This is a genomic window from Saccharomonospora sp. NB11 (assembly GCF_015910535.1).
Taxonomy (GTDB): domain Bacteria; phylum Actinomycetota; class Actinomycetes; order Mycobacteriales; family Pseudonocardiaceae; genus Saccharomonospora.
The window spans coordinates 441844-458142 of the sequence record NZ_JACBJG010000003.1 but is presented as its reverse complement, the minus strand read 5'-3'; the positions used below and the strand labels follow the sequence as shown (position 1 = coordinate 458142).

Here is a 16299-nt window from a genome sequence, read left to right as displayed (position 1 = left end):
CCCACCGAAGCCCCCACCGACGGCCCGACCACGACCCGCCCACGACTGGCCGTCCTCGTCGGCAGTGTGCGCATCGATCGTTTCGGGCCCGTTCCGGCGGCCTGGTTCGCCCGACAGGTCCGCGAACACGCGGCTTTCGACGTCGAGGTGATCGACCTCGCCGACTACGACCTTTCGACCACACTGGCCCCGAGCGACGGCGCCGCCGCCCTACGCCCCCGACTCGCCGCCGCCGACGCCTTCGTGGTGGTGACACCCGAGTACAACCACAGCTTCCCCGCTGGACTGAAGTCGGCGATCGACCACTACCGGCAGGAATGGTGGGCCAAACCCGTCGCCTTCGTCTCTTACGGCGGTATGGGCGGCGGGCTGCGCGCCGTGGAACAGCTTCGCCAGGTCTTCGCCGAGCTGCACGCGGTGACGGTCCGCGACACGCTCAGCTTCCACAACTACTGGAACGTGTTCGACGCCGACGGCAGCCTGCGCGACACCGAGACGGAGGCGGCGGCGAAGCGCCTGCTCGACCAACTGACCTGGTGGGGCGTGTCGCTGCGGGAAGCCCGCACCGAGCGCCCGTACCAGGGTTGACCTCTTCCTTACTTGAAGTTTGACACTGTCCGAATGCGAGAGTCGCGATTCGTTGGGCGTAGGGACGAGCTTTCCACTGTGGAACGGCTGTTGAGGGACTCGCGCCGGGGAGGCGGTGGCGCCCTCGTCGTCAGAGGTGAGGCCGGGATCGGCAAGACCACGTTGCTGTCCGAGGTACTCGCCTCGGCCGACGGGATGCGCGTACTGCACACCGTGTGCGTCGAGCCGGAGATCGGCCTTCCCTTCGCCGGGCTGCACCTGCTTCTGCGCCACGTCGAGCCCGACCTCGACGTCCTCGTGCCCGCGCACGCGGAGACGGTGCGATCCGCCCTCGGGCTGTCGAGTGGGGTCGCGGCCACCGACCGGCTCGGCGTGAATCTCGCCGTGTCGGCACTCCTGGGCGCACTCGGGCGCGAACGACCGGTCCTCGTGGCGGTCGACGACGCCCATTGGCTCGACCGGCCGTCGCTCGACGCGCTCACCTTCGCCGCCCGCCGCCTCGACGGACTGTCCGTGGCGATCGTGCTCACCGCGAGGGACGGGCACGCACCGCACCTTCCCGCACCGGGACTCCCCGAGCTTCGGCTGACCGGGCTCGCCGACCGCGACGCCGAGACCCTGCTCGCCGCCCACGCGCCCGACCTGCCAACGGCCGAACGCCGACCGCTGCTCGCCGAGGCCCGCGGCAATCCGCTCGCTCTTCTCGAACTGCGGCACGCCCGGTCGAACCGCGCGGCGCGGGACGTCCGCCCGCCGCTGCACGGCACGTTGACGGCGGTCTTCGCCGAGCGCGTCGCGGCCCTGCCTGCGAGGACACGCATCGCGCTCGTGATCGCCGCCGCCGACGGCACGTGCGACACCGGCACCGTGCTGGCCGCGGCGAGCCGACTCGGCGTCGGGCTCGACGACCTCGCACCGGCCGAGCAGGCGGAACTCGTCCACTTCGACGACACGTGCCTGCGGTTCCGACACCCGCTCGTGCGCGCGGCGGCGTACCGGTCGGCACCACTGCCCGACCGCCTCGCGGCACACCGGGCGTTGGCGGCCGTGCTCACGAGTCCCGACGATCGCGACCGCCGAGCGTGGCAACTCGCCGCCGCCGCGACCGGTCCCGACGAGGACGTCGCGGCAGCACTCGAACGCAGCGCCGAACAGGCCCGCGCGCGCGGCGGGTACGCGGCCGTCGCCCGGGCGTACGAGCGGGCGGCCGACCTGAGTCCGCGGCTGAGCGAGCGGGGCAGGCGGCTGTCCGCCGCCGCGCGCGCCGCAGCCGACGCCGGGGAGCCCGAACAGGCTCTTGCGCTCGTACGGGAGGCCGAGCAGTACTGCCTGACCCCGGCGGCCCGAGTGGGCGCGGCCATGATCCACGCCTTGCTCGCCGGTGATCGACACCGCTTCGGCGAGGCCCACCAGGTCTTGCACGACGCGGCCCTGCGGATCGTGGACGAGGACCCGGCGTCGGCGTCGTCCCTGCTGTTCTGGGCCGCACACTCGGCCTGGCTCGGCGGCGAGGTGGCGAAACTCGAACAGGCCGTCGCGATCGCCGAACGTCGGGAGCTGGTCTGCGCCGAGCACGTACGCTCGTTGCTCCGCGCTGCGTCGGGCACCCCCTCCGACGCCGCCGACGCCCTGCGCGCGCTGGTGGACCACGCGGCAGCGATCTTCCCGCCGTGCGACGACCGGCCGCTGGCGCTGCGGGGCCGACTCGCGGTCGCGACCTGGCTGACCCGCCTTCACGACCACTCCGGTGCTCGCGATCTCGCCTCGTCGGTGGTGCGTGAGTGTCACACCGAGACGGCCGAGGGCGTGCTCGCGCCCGCACTGGCCGCACTCGCCCGCGCCGAGTTCGCGCTCGGCTCGCACCGGCGTGCGCACGAGGCCGCCGAGGAGGGACTTCGACTCGCGGACGAGGCGGGGCAGACCGGTGCGGCCGCCGAGCTGGCGGGCGTGCTGGCGCTGTCCGCATCGGTGCGTGGCGACGCGGACGCGGCCACGACGTACGCCGCCCGCGCCTCGCTCGCGGACGCGAGCCACGCCCTCGCGCTGCTCGACCTGGGACACGGTCGTCACGACGCGGCGGCACACCGCCTGCGGGCCACGCCCGGCCTCGTGTCGTCGGTCCCGGAGCTGGTGGAGGCCACGGCTCGCGCCCACCGCCCCGACACGCGGCAGCTCCACGACGCCCACGCCGCCATCGAGGCGTACGCCGCACACACGCGACACTGCGGCGACGGCACGTCGCGTGCCGTGACGCTGCGCCTCCGCGCCCTGCTCGCCGAGGCGACCGGAACCGACGCCGACGAGGTGACCGCGCTCTACACCCGAGCCGCCGAGCTGCACCACGACAACGACCGGGCCGCGTTCGAGCGGGCCCGCACCGAACTGAACCACGGCGAGTTCCTTCGGCGGCGCCGCCGGACCACACAGGCGCGTGCCCACCTACGGACCGCCGCCACGATCTTCGAAGGGCTGGGGGCGCGACCGTGGGCGGAGCGGGCCCACACGGAGCTGCGCGCAAGCGGGGAGGGTTCGCAGCGGCGTCCGAAAGGCCGGGACCTGATCGCGTCGCTCACACCTCAGGAGAAGAAGGTGGTCGATCTCGCCGCGAACGGCCTCAGCAACCGTGATATCGGCGAACGACTGTTCCTCAGCCCGCGCACGGTCGGCTACCACCTGTACAAGGCGTACCCGAAGCTCGGTGTCTCGTCGCGGCGCGAGTTGGCGCGCCTCGGACTGACGGGCTGAGTCCGCGCCGGGCGTGCCACACTGCGCACCGTGGAGTACCAACTCACGGCCGAACTCGCCTCGCCTCCCGAGGTGGGAGACCTCGACCCGTTGCAGCAGGTCGGCCTCGTCTCGCTGCTCGACGACCGACTGAACAGCCTCGCGAGCATCGAGGGCCCCGACGGCGTCGAGATTCTGCCGATCGAACACTCCCTCGAAGCGCACCTCGACGGCGCCGTCGTCCACTGGTTGCTCGACGCGCCCGCGTTGGTGCTCGCCGAGGAGGCCACCCGAGCCGTGCTGGAGCAAATCATCGACGAGACCGACCTGCTGGCAGGCTGGGAGGTCAAGCACTGCGCCGTGACGGCCACCGACGACCAGCTCGCGAGCGCCCTCGCGGCGTCGCTGGAGCCGGGAGAGGTGCCCGACACTCTGCCCGCCGACCTCGCCGAGGGCGTGGTGGGGCAGGCGTACGTCCTGGGCTCCGACGAGGTCGACGACATCGAGGCCGCCCGCTCGGAGGCCGAACTGGCCGAGCGCAGGTCGAGCCTGCTCCGGGCGAGCAAGTTGCTGCGCGCCTTCGACCTCGACGTGTTCGGCGGCGACGAGACGCGGGCCCGGTACGTGGCCGGAGCGCTCATGCACGGCGTCGAGATGCTCACCGACGAACTCTTCGGTGACGTGCAATTGCTCGACGACGAGGACGCCACCGCCGACGAGGTGGAGGCGCTGTGGGCGGTGGACGAACTGCCGTCGCAGTACACCGACCGCTACACCGCCCTGTTCGCCAAGCAGTTGCTCGTCACCACGGCGATTCTGGGGCACCGGCTGACCAGGCCCGACTGGCGTGGTCCGCTGTCGGTGGCCGAGGCACTCGCCCTCCGCATCGCGGAGTCACGCGCCGAGGTGGAACTCGACCTGGCCGAGTTGGTCGACCCGGACGAGATCGACAGCGTCTACGCCGCGTTCAACGCCGTCGCCTTCGACGGCCTCGACGTCGACTTGCTCTACTCCGCACCCGAGTTCGAGCTGAGCGACGACCTGCTCTTCGACGGCTGGTTCCGGCCGCGGGACGGCGACACCCCGCACCCGTACCTCGTCGACGAGGAGGACCGCGACGACTGAGCCCGGCGGCCGGTCAATCGGCCCGGCCGCCGCGCAGCCACCGCGGGACCACGAACCACAGCAGGGTGAAGACGCCACCGACGACCACAGCCAGCACCACCATCGCCACGCCCCCGAAGATCACCTTCACGATGAGGGCGACGGTGAGCGTGACGGCCACCGCGAGACACACCAACCCCGCCACGACCAGCCGATTGCCCACCCTGAGGATCTCGGTGCGCTGTCCCTCCCGGAACAGCAGCCGATGCCAGGCGGCGGGAGCGGTGAGCAGCGCCGTCGCGGTCGCGGTGAACAGCACCGTCACGAGGTACAGCGCCTTCTCGAACCCGCTCGCCGCACGGAACAGCTCGGTGAACGCCACGGCCAGGAGGAAGCCGAAAAGAATCTGCACCCCGGCCTGGGCGACCCGCAGTTCGGCGAGCAGCTCGTTGAGGTTGCGAGCGAGCTGCTGGTGGCGTGGTTCGCCGGTCACGTCGACACCTTCACGTCCTCCCCTGTGACGACCACGGTCTCGCTGCGCGACCGCTCGTGCCAGCCGAGCGCCGTCACGGAGCACACCACGACGACGAGCCCCAACCACTGCGTGGCCGTCAACGACGCGTCGAGCACCGTGACGCTGATGACAGCGGCGGTGGCGGGGAAGGCCAACTCGGCCAGCGTTGCCCGCGCGGCCGGGGTGGCCTGCATGCCCACGTAGTAGAGGCTCAACGCGAGCAGGCCGGGCACCACCGCCAACAGCACGAGACCCAGCGCGTTGTCCCAGCCCACCGCGAACGGGCTGTCCTGTGCGGCCACGATGGCGGCTGCCACCGGCAGGCCGACGCCGAATCGCAACGCCGTGACGTCCCGGGGCCGCAAGGTGGTGGACACCAGCCGCCCGAGCACGGTTCCCCCCGCCCACAGGGCGGCCGCACCGAGCGCGAGCAACGCGGTTCGCAGAGCCGACACCTGGACGTCCAACGGGTCCGCGAACGCGAGCAGCCACGCCCCGACGAGCGCGGGAAAGGCGAACAGCAGGTAGCCGCCACGCACGCGCTCGCCCAGCACGAGGAACGCGGCGAGCACCGCGAAGACGGGTTGCAGCTTCTGCAGGACCAGCGGCGTCACCGGGTCACCGGTCTGGAACGCCGCCGTGAACAACGCGGTGGCCAGCGCCGACGCCCCACCGCCGATGACGAGCACCGCGAGCCACTCCCGCCAACCGCAGCGCGCCAACGCCCGCAGCGCGGACGGCAGGAACGGCAGCAGGAACAGCACCACGATCGCGTGTTCCCAGAACACGACGCTCGCGGCGGGCAGATCCTCCGCCAGGGGGAGTCTCAACAGTCCGTCGGTTCCCCAGAGCGCGGCGGCGACGGCCACGAGCCAGGTGCGGTCGGCGCGGCCCGTTTCAGACGATGTCGGCACCAGTCCAGGCTACGAGCGACCTCGCCCTGACGGCGGTGTGAGCTTCGACAGGCCGCCACCACTCGAACGCGTGACGTCGCATTGCGACGCAGGCCAGGCCCGTGGTTGACACGAACCATGCGTTCTCGATTCGTCGCCGTCGCCACCGCCCTGTCCGTCGCCGCGACCGGAGCCGTGTTCACCGCACCCGCCGCGTCCGCCGAGGGCGGCCGGTTCAGTGCCGTGGTCACCACCTTCCAGGATCATCCCCACGGGAGCGCCGTCACCTACGACACCCGGCTCGTGCCGGTGGGCGCGCTCGCCGCGGTCGCGGTCCACCGCTCCGACACCGGCACCGTCACCGAGCTGCGGGTCCACGGGCTGTCACCGAACCGCAGCTACGGCGCGCACGCCCACGTCGCACCGTGCGGTGCCACGGGTGAGGACGCGGGCCCGCACTTCCAGCACGTCGAGGACCCGAACCAGCCGTCGACCGACCCGGCCTACGCCAACCCTGAGAACGAGATCTGGCTCGACTTCACCACCGACGATTACGGTGCGGGCGAGGCGAGGTCGGAGGTCGCCTGGACCGTCGACGACCGCCGTCCCGCGTCCGTGGTGATCCACGAACACACGACCTCCACCGAGGACGGTGCCGCCGGGACGGCCGGACGTCGCCTGGCCTGCATCAACGCCTCGTTCTGACGACATCGGTCCCACGCGGAGGGCCCGCGGCGCCCCACCGGCGCGCAGCGGGCCCTTCGTGCGTCCAACTCCCCGTTTCGGCCGCTGCGCACGACCCTCGTTCTGTCATACGGTGACACCCCGGTCACCGAGGTAGGGGCAGATGAACGACAACGCGAAGGCCAAGTCCGGCTGGGGAGAGCTGGGTCCCAAGTGGATCACCGCCATCGCCACCTTGATCACGGCGTTGGCGGGTGCGGGCTTCTTCCTCGGCCGTTCGACCGCGCCGGAGCGCGGCGGCCCCGATCCTGACGCCGAGCACGCCACCACGGTCACGGTCACCGTGCCCGACCGTGACGAACGCGTGACCGGCGGTCCGAACCCGCCGAAACAGGGGGACGTGCGCTGGAAGGGCGAGTTGACGTTCCCCAACGACGGGACGGGCTTCAATTTCGACCTCGTCCCACCCAATTTCACGGCGGGCCGCTTCGTCGAGATCTGGCTCGACGCCCTTCAGGTCCACGGCGACGCGGCCACGGTGACGGTGTGGAAGAGCGGCGGCGTCCCGGACGAGGAGGCCTGCGCCGTCGCCGTGGAGGAGGACGGTGGTACGCGCATCAGCACCGTCGTGAAGGACAACCAGGTGTGCGGTCGGACCTACGAGGGTCGGATCTTCCGCATGACGATCCTCTCCACCGACGGCCCGGTCCGCGCGGACGTCGTCGTGTGGGAGTGAGCCACCGACCGGCTCAGCGGGCGTTCGCCGCGTCGTAGCGGGCCCGCGCCGCCGCGATGTCGCCCCGATGCCGCTGCGCCCACTCGGTCAGCGCGAGCAGCGTTCCGTGCAGTCGGCGGGCCATGTCGGTGAGCGTGTACTCCACTTTCGGCGGCACGGTCGGGTAGACGGTGCGCACCAGGAGACCGTCTCGTTCCAATCTGCGCAGGGTCACCGTCAGCATGCGCCGACTGATGCCCTCGATCGTCCGCTCCAGCTCGGTGAACCGCACGGGCCCGCGTGCCGCTGCGACGAGCACCGCGATGCTCCACTTGCCCGCCACGTGGTCGAGCACCTCGGCCAGCGGACAGGCCTCCTTCTCGAACGCCTCGCTCAGGTCGCCGACCTGGTCGGACACATCCGTGTGACTCCGGGACAAGAAAGTGCCTCCTTCCGCCGTCGCCGATAGTCACACACGATGACTCCTGTTACAAAACGTGCACCAAGGAGTCGGGATGAGACCGTCGCACCACACCACCTCGACACGCTCTCGCTGGTGGGCCCTCGCCGTTCTCTGCACCAGCGCGTTGCTGGCCGTCGTCGACGAGACGATCGTGGCCGTCTCGCTGCCCGCCATCCAGGCCGAGCTGGGATTCACGAACGCGGGCGCGAGCTGGATCACCGGCGCCTACCTCGTCGCGTTCGCCGGTCTGATGCTGCTCGCGGGACGAAGCGGAGACGTGGTCGGACGACGGCGCGTCTTCCTTGTCGGACTCGCGGTGTTCACCGGGGCGTCGGCACTCTGCGGGGCGGCCTGGACACCGGCCGCTCTCGTCGCGGCGCGGTTCGCGCAAGGGTCGGGCGGCGCGGCCATGACGGCCGTGGCCCTGGGCATGATCGTCGGACTGTTCCCCGACGCCCGCGACCGAGCGCGAGCAATCGGGGTGTTCGCCGCGGTCCAGGCCGTGGGCGGCACACTCGGAATGCTGGTCGGCGGGCTCGTCACGGACGCGTTGAGCTGGCACTGGGTCTTCTTGCTCAACGTGCCGCTCGGCGTGGCGGCGTTCGCGCTCGCGGTACGACTCCTGCCCGACGACTCCGGACGGGACGCCGACGTCCGCCTCGACGTCGTCGGCGCGATCCTGGTGACCACGGGTGTCGCGACCGCCGTCTACACCGTCAGCCGCCTCGACCGGTACGGCCCGACGTCGGCACACACGCTCGGCTTCGCGGCCGTGGCCGCCGCCCTGCTGGGCGGCTTCGCAGTCCGGCAGACCCGCGCGGCCGACCCGCTCCTGCCGCCCCGGCTGCTGGTCTCGCGCCGACTCCTGGGAGCGAACGCCGTACTGCTGTTGCTTGTGGCGGCGATGTTCGGCTTCATGTTCCTCACCGCGCTCACCCTGCAACGGGCCCTCGGTTTCGACGCCTGTCAGGCCGGACTCGCCATGGTGCCGACGTCCGTGGTGATCGCCGTGCTGTCCACGGTCGTGACGCCGAAGTTGATCGGCCGGGTCGGCGATCGGAGGGTCCTGCCCCTCGGCCTCGCCGTCGTCGTGGCCGGGTTCGTGCTGCTCACCCGCGTGCCCGCCGACGCCGACTACGCGACCGACCTCCTGCCCGCCCTCATCCTGTTGGGCAGCGGGTTCGGACTGGCGATGCCCGCCCTCATGTCGTCGGGCACGGCGGAGGCCACGCCGCGGGACTCGGGTGTCGTCTCCGGCCTGTTCAACACCACCCAGCAGTTCGGCGGGGCACTGGGGCTCGCCGGTCTCCTCGCCGTCGCGGCCGCCCGTACCGACGCGGCGGCGAACGGCGGCGAGTCGGAGCGGTTGCTCGACGGCTACCGACTCGGGTTCGGGGTGGCCGCCGGGCTCACGCTCACCGCCCTCGCGGCGGCCCTGCTGCTCGGCAGGCGCAGGTCCGGGACGAGGGCCGACGCGACTCCTCCCGAGTCCCGCGCGCCGGACCCACGCGCCTGATCACCAACTCCACCGGTGACAATGGGGGACGTGACCGCGACCCTGCCCAAGCCCGCCCTGAAGATCGGCCCCTACCAGGTCGATCCTCCGGTGGTGCTCGCTCCCATGGCGGGCATCACGAACGTGGCGTTCCGCCAGCTCTGCCAGGAGTACGGCGCCGGGCTCTACGTCTGCGAGATGATCACCGCTCGCGCCGTGGTGGAGCGGCACCCGGGAACCATGCACATGATGACCTTCGGCCCCGACGAGCGGCCCCGGTCGATGCAGCTCTACGGCGTGGACCCGAAGACGATGCGGGAAGCCGTCAAGATCATCGTCGGCGAGGGACTGGCCGACCACATCGACGCGAACTTCGGCTGCCCGGTCGCCAAGGTGACCCGCAAGGGCGGAGGCGCGGCGCTGCCGTACAAGCGCACGCTGTTCGCCAACATCGTGCGCGCGTCGGTGGAGGCGGCCGAAGCCGCCGGGGTTCCGTTCACGGTCAAGTTCCGCGTGGGCATCGACGACGACCACCACACATTCCTCGACGCGGGTCGCATCGCCGAGGCCGAAGGCGCCGCCGCGGTCGCACTGCACGCGCGCACCGCGGCCCAGCGCTACTCGGGCAAGGCCGACTGGTCGCAGATCGCCCGGCTGAAGGAGGCCGTCACCAGCATCCCCGTGCTGGGCAACGGCGACATCTTCACCGCCCAGGACGCGCTGCGCATGGTGGCCGAGACCGGGTGCGACGGCGTCGTGGTGGGACGCGGCTGCCTGGGCAGGCCGTGGTTGTTCGGCGAGCTGGAGGCGGCGTTCGCGGGCAGGCCCGTCCCGGAGGGACCGAACCTGGGCGAGGTCGCGCGCGTGCTGCGTCGTCATGCGGAGCTGCTCGTCCGCCACGACGGCCCGGACAAGGCGATGCGCGACCTGCGCAAGCACATGGCCTGGTACTTCATGGGCTTCCCCGTCGGCTCGCAGCTCCGCCGTCGGTTCGCGATGGTGTCGTCGCTCGACGAGCTCGACGAACTGATCGCGCAGCTCGACCACGACGCGCCGTTCCCCACCGACGCGCTCGGCCCGCGTGGCCGGCAGGGCTCGCCGGGGAAGGTCACGCTGCCGCACGGTTGGCTGGACGACCCGTACGACCCCTGCGTGCCCGAGGGCGCGGACATGATGCACTCCGGCGGCTGATCGCCGGTTGTCGAAAGCAAGCACGCTTCGTTCGCGCCAGGCTGGAGTAGTCTCCCCTCCATGGGCGGCCGGCGACGCTACGGGCAGTACTGCGGCCTCGCCCACGCGGTCGAGCTGGTGGGCGAGCGCTGGACCCTGCTGATCGTGCGCGACCTGCTCGTCGGGCCGAAGCGCTTCACGGAACTCCGTCGTGGCCTTCCGCGCATTCCCACCAACATCCTCTCGGACCGGTTGAAGCGGCTGGAGGCCGACGGTCTCGTGCGACGGCGGCTGCTGCCGCGTCCCGCGAGCGCGGTCGTCTACGAACTCACCGAGTACGGGCACGACCTGGACGAGATCGTGCTGGCGCTCGGCCGGTGGGGCGCCCGGACGCTCGGCGCGCCGCGTGAGGACGACGTCGTCACTCCCGACTCGATCGTCACGGCCCTGCGGGCGACCTTCCGCCCGGAGGCGGCCGTGGGGCTCTCGCTGATCGTCGAGCTGCACGTGACGGACGTCGTGGTGACGGCTCGGATCGACGACGGCGTGCTGACCACGCGGGAGGGAACGGCCACAGAGGTGACCGGCGCCGAGGCCGACGCCGTGGTGACCGTCGGGCCGGGACTACGCGCTTTGCTTGCGAGAGAGATCACACCCGAGCACGCTCTCGCCGACGGTGGACTCACGGTGTCCGGGGAGCCGTCTGCGGCCGAGATACTGGGGTCGGTCTTCGTTCTCGAACCCACGCCCGCGGCGGCGCTCGACGCCCTCGACAGCGAGTCCGAGACCAGCACGAACAGTGAAACCGCACTGGGCCGTCTCCGTGACCGTCAACACGAACCGGCACCCTCCGTCGAGGGATACCCGGGAGTATGACAACGGAGCGTAAAAAGCTCGCGGCACGGTGTCGTCACAAACGGCTGATATACGTACGATAACGAAAACCGTCCTCGCGGCGATCAACAAGCAGATGTGGGAGCCCCACAAGGCAACCTGAGCGAAGGGAGCGTGCGTGTCCGACGATCACGGCACTCCCGGCCTCACCTCTCAGGCTGAGGAATGGCGAGCACGCGCGCAGCGCAACCGCGAGGAGGCCGAGAGGAAGCGACGCCGGGCGCTCGACACCCAGGGCGGCATCAGCGTCGCCGAGATGCTCGCACGGCATGCCGCCGAACGTGGCGCGGAGTCCAACGGACGGCGCTCGTCCCGGCCGCATCGACGCGCGGCACAGGAGGACGAGCCGACCCCACCGCGTCGCTCGCGGCACAGCAGCGACGACGTGGTGGCCGAGGACGAGAGCCCACTGCCGCCGACGGCAGGGCACGCGATGCCGTCCTCGCCGTCCTCACCGCCGTCGGTGCCCTCGATGCCCCCGGCAACACCGTCGGGACCCTCGGCGCACTCGGCGCCGTCGGTGCCCGCCATGCCTCCGGTGTCCCCGCCGCCCGCCCACACCAACGGACGGCACCAGCGGCCGAGCGCTCCGGAACCCCCGCCGTCCACGACGCGACCCCGGCAACCGGAACGTCCCCGGGGCGGAATCTCGCCGTCACCGGGCCTCGGTCGCCGTGACGCCGGTCGGCCGGAACCGGTACGTCCCGAGTCCGCCCAGTTCCGCCTGCCCTCGGGCGACGACGCACCGGGTGCGCCCCCGACCGACCTCGGCCACTCCCTCCCGCGTGGCCCGCAGCCCCGGACGCCGGACATGCTCCGCTCCGGCCACTTCCCCATGCCCGAGCCCGGGCCCGAGCCTCCCCGGCACGTCCCCGTCCGCGGCGAGACGCCCGGACGCGATCACCCGGCGGCGGGGCGGCCGACCGGCAGGTACCCGACCCCACCGCCGCCCTCCCGGCCCGCGCCGCCCGCGCCCGCGCGCGAGGCGCTGACCAGCCACATCCCGAGCATCGAGGCTCCGCCGGAACGGCGGGGCGAGACTCCGCCCCCGCCGTCGCGCGCCCCCGAGGCGAGCCGCGGACCGGTGCCACCGAGCGGCAACCCGCTCCCACCGCGGGGTCGGCCACCACGGCCCGCGCCCACATCCGAGCCGCCCGCGGCGCCCCCTGCCGGGCCTCCCCGGCCCGCCGAACCGGCACCCGTCGCGGCCCCGGTGGCCTCCGAGCCGGAGGAATCCGCGGAGCACCGCCCGAACCCGCCACGGCCCCGTCGTCGCCCCCTCCCGGAGCGCCCGGAACGGTCGCTCGAAGACCGGCTCACCATGACCGACCAACTGGAGCCGATCGACGACGCCACCCAGTACCGGCGCAAGATCGACGAGTCGTTGGCCCGGTTCTCCGCGGCCCACGACGAACTCGAGGCCGAGGAACGCCGCAAGCGGCAGAAGCGTGCGCGGTTGCTCGAACACACCATGACGGCGTTGCAGCGCGTCGTGCCCGTGGGCTCGCGATCTCCTCGTCGGGGTGGCCCACGCAGCACCCACACCGACCCCGACGACGACGGAGAACCTGCACCGGCCGATTCACTCGACACCGACGACCTCGCCGCCCTCGCCGCGCTTGCCGACCTCGCCACAGTCGACGACCTCGTCAAGAGTGATCACCTCGCCGAGAGTGACGACCGCGCGAAGAGTGACGATGCCGTCAAGAGTGACGACCCGGTCAAGCGCGAGGCCACCGTCAAGGGTGAGGCCACCGTCGAGCGCGAGGACACCGCGACCGACACGGCCGAGGAGTCCGACGAGGGCGAGGCCGAGGCCGACCGCCGGACCCCGGTCCGCGACCGGCGGGTCCTCGTCTCGCGGGCGACCGCGATCGTGATCGCCACCTTCGTCTTCCTCGCCAGCGGCATCGGCTGGGGCGCCAAGACCTGGTTCGAGGGGCAGTTCAACGAGATCGCCGCGCTCGACGAGGACTCCTCGGACATCCGGCGCGCATCGGCTCAGCTCGGCGACGAGAACTTCCTCATCGTCGGCTCCGACACCCGGGAAGGCGCGAGCGGCGGTGACAACGTCGGCACGGCCGACACCGTCCAGGGTGCGCGGTCGGACACCGTGATGCTCGCCCACATCCCGAAGGATCGGGAACGGGTCGTCGTCATCTCCTTCCCTCGGGACCTGGAGATCTCCCGCCCCGAGTGTCAGCGATGGGACTCGACCACCGGCGAGTACGGCGAGACGGTCGAGGCGGCCGAGGAAGTGAAGCTGAACTCCTCGTTCAACCTCGGCGGGCCGCGCTGCGTCACCAAGGTGATCCAGCAGATCACTGGTATGAAGATCAACCACTTCGTCGGCATCGACTTCCAGGGCTTCAAGGCCATGGTCGACTCCGTCGGCGGCGTGACCATGCACTTCGACGAACCCATGCGTGACGCCGAACTCGGACTGATCGTCGCGGAGACCGGGGACGTAGTGCTGAAGGGCGACCAGGCGTTGAGCTTCGTCCGGGCCCGCAAGGTCTACGGCGACCCGACGTTCTCCGACTACGGCCGGATGCAGCGCCAGCAGCAGTTCCTGTCGTCGCTGCTCAACCGGGTCATGTCGGGCGACGTGCTGCTCGACGTCGGCAAGCTCACCGGCTTCGTGCAGGCGTTCGCCCGGTCCACCTTCGGCGAGAACATCGGTGTCGACCAGATGCTCACCCTCGCTCAGTCGATGCGCGGCATGGACTCGGGCAAGGTCACGTTCCTCACCGTGCCCACCGTCGGCGAGGCGAACGAACGCGGCAACGAGGTGCTGCTCGAAGCCGACACCGACGCGTTGTTCAGCGCGCTCATCGAGAACACCCCGCTGCCCGGCGAGGAACCGCCCGAGCCGCAGCACACCCAGGTGGGGCAAGGCGACCCGGGCCGGACGCAGCAGGCCGCTCCCGCGTGAGACGAACCCGTCGAGAGGTCAGCCGAGGTTCATCCGGGGTTCATCCCGCTGTACGGCACGGGTGGTAACCCGGACGTAGAGTGACGGGCATGCGCGAGGCTTACCACGTCGAACTCGAGAACCTGGCCACAAGGCTGGCCGAGATGTCCGTCCAGGTCGCGGACGCCATGGAACGGGCCACCAAGGCCCTGCTGGAGTCGGATCTGAAGCTGGCCGAGCAGGTCATCAGCGACGACAGGCTCGTCGACGACGCCCGTGCCGACTGCGAGGAGCAGGCCTACGCCCTGCTGGCTCTGCAGGCGCCCGTGGCCACCGACCTGCGGATCGTGCTGGCCGCCATCCACGCCGCGGAGAGCCTGGAGCGGATGGGAGACCTCGCTCTCCACGTGGCGAAGGCCGCCCGGCGTCGCCACCCCGATCCGGTCCTGCCGGCGAACGTCCAGCCGTACTTCGCCGACATGGGCACGATCGCGGTGCGGCTGGCCCGGAAGGTCGAGCAGATCATCAAGACGCGGGACGTCGAGGCCGCCCGCAGCCTCGAAGAGGACGACGACCACGTCGACGACATCCACCGGCACCTGTTCAGCGTGATCATGGACAAGAACTGGGAGCACGGCGTCTCCACGGCGGTGGACGTGACGCTGCTGGGCCGGTTCTACGAGCGCTACGCCGACCACGCGGTGTCGGTGGCGCGGCGGATGGTGTTCGTGGTCACGGGGCGTATGCCGGGTTACAGCTCGTCCGACGCGTGAACCACTCGAACGAATGCTTGACACACCGGACGTCCACGTTCTGTACGCCTGAGAACCCCTGCAGAGCCAACGCAGCGTCACGCCGTCGTGATGTCGCCGTGATGTTCGCTGGATGTCCGGTTTCGTTCAACTTCCGTTCACCAACGCTGCCCTACAGCGTCAACTGCGGCCCATAGCGTCCTGCCCGTGAGCATCCCCCGAGGTCGGCAGCGACCGGCCTCCACCCTGTGGAAGAGGTCTACTGTGAAGCGTTACCCCCTGGGCCGCGTCATCGCTCTCCCGGCGGCTGCCGCGCTCACCCTCGGCATCGCGGCCTGTGGTTCGGCGAACGAGCAGGGCAGCGGGCAAGGCGGCGACGGCTCGGGTCTGTCGGGCACGATCTCGGGTGCCGGCGCCAGCTCGCAGGAGGCCGCGCAGAAGGCGTGGCAGGCCGGTTTCCTCGCCGACAACCCCGACGTGACGGTGAACTACGACCCGATCGGCTCCGGCGGTGGCCGTGAGCAGTTCATCAGCGGCGGTTCCGACTTCGGTGGCAGCGACGCGTTCCTCGACGACGACGAGCTGAAGGCCGCGCAGGAGCGGTGCGGCAACGTCGTCGAGATCCCGACCTATGTCTCGCCGGTCGCCGTGATCTTCAACATCGAGGGCGTCAACGAGCTGAACCTCAAGCCCGAGACGATCGCGAAGATCTTCAACCAGAAGATCACCAACTGGAACGACCCGGAGATCGCCGAGTCCAACCCGGGCGTCGACCTCCCCGACCTCGCCATCACCCCGGTGAACCGCTCGGACGAGTCGGGCACCACGGAGAACTTCGTCGAGTACCTGAAGGCCGCCGCGGGCGAGGAGTGGCCGCACGAGCCCAGCGGTGACTGGCCGGTCAAGGGTGGCGAGGCCGCGCAGGGCACCTCGGGTGTCGTCCAGGCCGTCACCAACGGCAACGGCGCCATCGGCTACGCCGACGCCAGCCAGGCCGGCAAGCTCGGCACGGTGAAGGTCGGCGTCGGTGACGACTTCGTCGCCTACTCGCCGCAGGCCGCCGCGAAGGTGCTGGAGGTCTCGGAGCGCATCGAGGGTCGCGGCGACACGAGCTTCGCCTACGAGCTCGCACGCGACACCACGGAGGCGGGCACCTACCCGATCGTCCTCGTCTCGTACGCTTTGGCCTGCACCGACTACGATGACCCCGCGAAGGCCGACGTCGTCAAGTCGTACTTCAACTACATGATCAGCTCCGAGGGCCAGCAGGCCTCGGCGGACAACGCCGGTTCCGCCCCGATCTCCGACGCTCTGCGCAAGGAGCTCCAGCCTGCCGTCGACGCGATCGGTGCGGGGAGCTGAGACTGACAACCACACGGGTTCCGGGTG

General features: G+C 71.1%; 14 protein-coding genes. 11 read left to right on the top strand and 3 right to left on the bottom strand.

Annotation, left to right across the window (positions count from 1 at the left end):
- The first annotated feature begins 45 nt into the window (after positions 1-45).
- The 3 genes from JAV51_RS06725 to JAV51_RS06715 are packed head-to-tail and all read left to right on the top strand — an operon-like array spanning position 46 to position 4437.
- A complete protein-coding gene (locus JAV51_RS06725) occupies positions 46-588 on the top strand; it encodes an NADPH-dependent FMN reductase (RefSeq protein WP_197319788.1) in 543 nt (180 codons plus the stop codon).
- A 33-nt stretch (positions 589-621) separates the two neighbouring features.
- Positions 622-3333, top strand: a complete 2712-nt coding sequence (locus JAV51_RS20420; protein WP_197319745.1) for a LuxR family transcriptional regulator — start codon at positions 622-624, stop codon at positions 3331-3333.
- A 30-nt stretch (positions 3334-3363) separates the two neighbouring features.
- Entirely contained in the window at positions 3364-4437 is a 1074-nt protein-coding gene (locus JAV51_RS06715) for a hypothetical protein (RefSeq protein ID WP_197319744.1), read from the top strand.
- Positions 4438-4450: 13 nt separating this feature from the next.
- Here the strand turns inward: JAV51_RS06715 and JAV51_RS06710 are convergent, their stop codons facing one another.
- Both JAV51_RS06710 and JAV51_RS06705 read right to left on the bottom strand, forming a co-directional pair.
- Positions 4451-4909: a DUF6328 family protein gene (locus JAV51_RS06710; RefSeq protein ID WP_197319743.1), complete on the bottom strand. Its 459-nt coding sequence runs from the start codon at positions 4907-4909 to the stop codon at positions 4451-4453.
- Positions 4906-5799 carry a DMT family transporter gene (locus tag JAV51_RS06705; RefSeq protein ID WP_197319787.1) on the bottom strand — a complete coding sequence of 298 codons (894 nt, stop codon included), beginning with the start codon at positions 5797-5799 and terminating at the stop codon, positions 4906-4908. Before JAV51_RS06705 ends, JAV51_RS06710 begins: the two co-directional genes overlap by 4 nt.
- 162 nt (positions 5800-5961) lie before the next feature.
- Between JAV51_RS06705 and JAV51_RS06700 the strand changes: the two genes are divergently transcribed.
- Together JAV51_RS06700 and JAV51_RS06695 are read left to right on the top strand one after the other, a co-directional pair.
- Entirely contained in the window at positions 5962-6528 is a 567-nt protein-coding gene (locus tag JAV51_RS06700; RefSeq protein WP_197319742.1) for a superoxide dismutase family protein, read from the top strand.
- Positions 6529-6670: 142 nt separating this feature from the next.
- Entirely contained in the window at positions 6671-7243 is a 573-nt protein-coding gene (locus JAV51_RS06695) for a hypothetical protein (RefSeq protein WP_197319741.1), read from the top strand.
- A 13-nt stretch (positions 7244-7256) separates the two neighbouring features.
- Here JAV51_RS06695 and JAV51_RS06690 read toward each other — a convergent pair whose 3' ends face one another.
- A complete protein-coding gene (locus JAV51_RS06690; RefSeq protein ID WP_197319740.1) occupies positions 7257-7661 on the bottom strand; it encodes a helix-turn-helix domain-containing protein in 405 nt (134 codons plus the stop codon).
- A gap of 76 nt (positions 7662-7737) precedes the next feature.
- Between JAV51_RS06690 and JAV51_RS06685 the strand changes: the two genes are divergently transcribed.
- The 6 genes from JAV51_RS06685 (at position 7738) to pstS (ending at position 16272) form a co-directional block, all read left to right on the top strand.
- Positions 7738-9201 carry an MFS transporter gene (locus JAV51_RS06685; RefSeq protein WP_197319739.1) on the top strand — a complete coding sequence of 488 codons (1464 nt, stop codon included), beginning with the start codon at positions 7738-7740 and terminating at the stop codon, positions 9199-9201.
- 21 nt (positions 9202-9222) lie between these two features.
- Positions 9223-10371 carry a tRNA dihydrouridine synthase DusB gene (gene dusB, locus JAV51_RS06680; RefSeq protein ID WP_197319786.1) on the top strand — a complete coding sequence of 383 codons (1149 nt, stop codon included), beginning with the start codon at positions 9223-9225 and terminating at the stop codon, positions 10369-10371.
- A 60-nt stretch (positions 10372-10431) separates the two neighbouring features.
- Complete coding sequence (locus JAV51_RS06675) at positions 10432-11226, top strand: helix-turn-helix domain-containing protein (protein WP_197319738.1); 795 nt, start codon at positions 10432-10434, stop codon at positions 11224-11226.
- A gap of 136 nt (positions 11227-11362) precedes the next feature.
- Positions 11363-14179, top strand: a complete 2817-nt coding sequence (locus JAV51_RS20530) for an LCP family protein (protein ID WP_374058981.1) — start codon at positions 11363-11365, stop codon at positions 14177-14179.
- A gap of 89 nt (positions 14180-14268) precedes the next feature.
- Positions 14269-14931, top strand: a complete 663-nt coding sequence (phoU, locus tag JAV51_RS06665) for a phosphate signaling complex protein PhoU (protein WP_197319737.1) — start codon at positions 14269-14271, stop codon at positions 14929-14931.
- 243 nt (positions 14932-15174) lie between these two features.
- Complete coding sequence (gene pstS / locus JAV51_RS06660; RefSeq protein ID WP_197319784.1) at positions 15175-16272, top strand: phosphate ABC transporter substrate-binding protein PstS; 1098 nt, start codon at positions 15175-15177, stop codon at positions 16270-16272.
- Positions 16273-16299: the final 27 nt, after the last annotated feature.

Coding starts and splice junctions, on each gene's coding strand:
- JAV51_RS20420 (WP_197319745.1), top strand. CDS start 622: ATGCGAGAGTCGCGATTCGTTGGGCGTAGGGACGAGCTTTCCACTGTG.
- JAV51_RS06700 (WP_197319742.1), top strand. CDS start 5,962: ATGCGTTCTCGATTCGTCGCCGTCGCCACCGCCCTGTCCGTCGCCGCG.
- JAV51_RS06695 (WP_197319741.1), top strand. CDS start 6,671: ATGAACGACAACGCGAAGGCCAAGTCCGGCTGGGGAGAGCTGGGTCCC.
- JAV51_RS06685 (WP_197319739.1), top strand. CDS start 7,738: ATGAGACCGTCGCACCACACCACCTCGACACGCTCTCGCTGGTGGGCC.
- dusB (WP_197319786.1), top strand. CDS start 9,223: ATGGGGGACGTGACCGCGACCCTGCCCAAGCCCGCCCTGAAGATCGGC.
- JAV51_RS06675 (WP_197319738.1), top strand. CDS start 10,432: ATGGGCGGCCGGCGACGCTACGGGCAGTACTGCGGCCTCGCCCACGCG.
- phoU (WP_197319737.1), top strand. CDS start 14,269: ATGCGCGAGGCTTACCACGTCGAACTCGAGAACCTGGCCACAAGGCTG.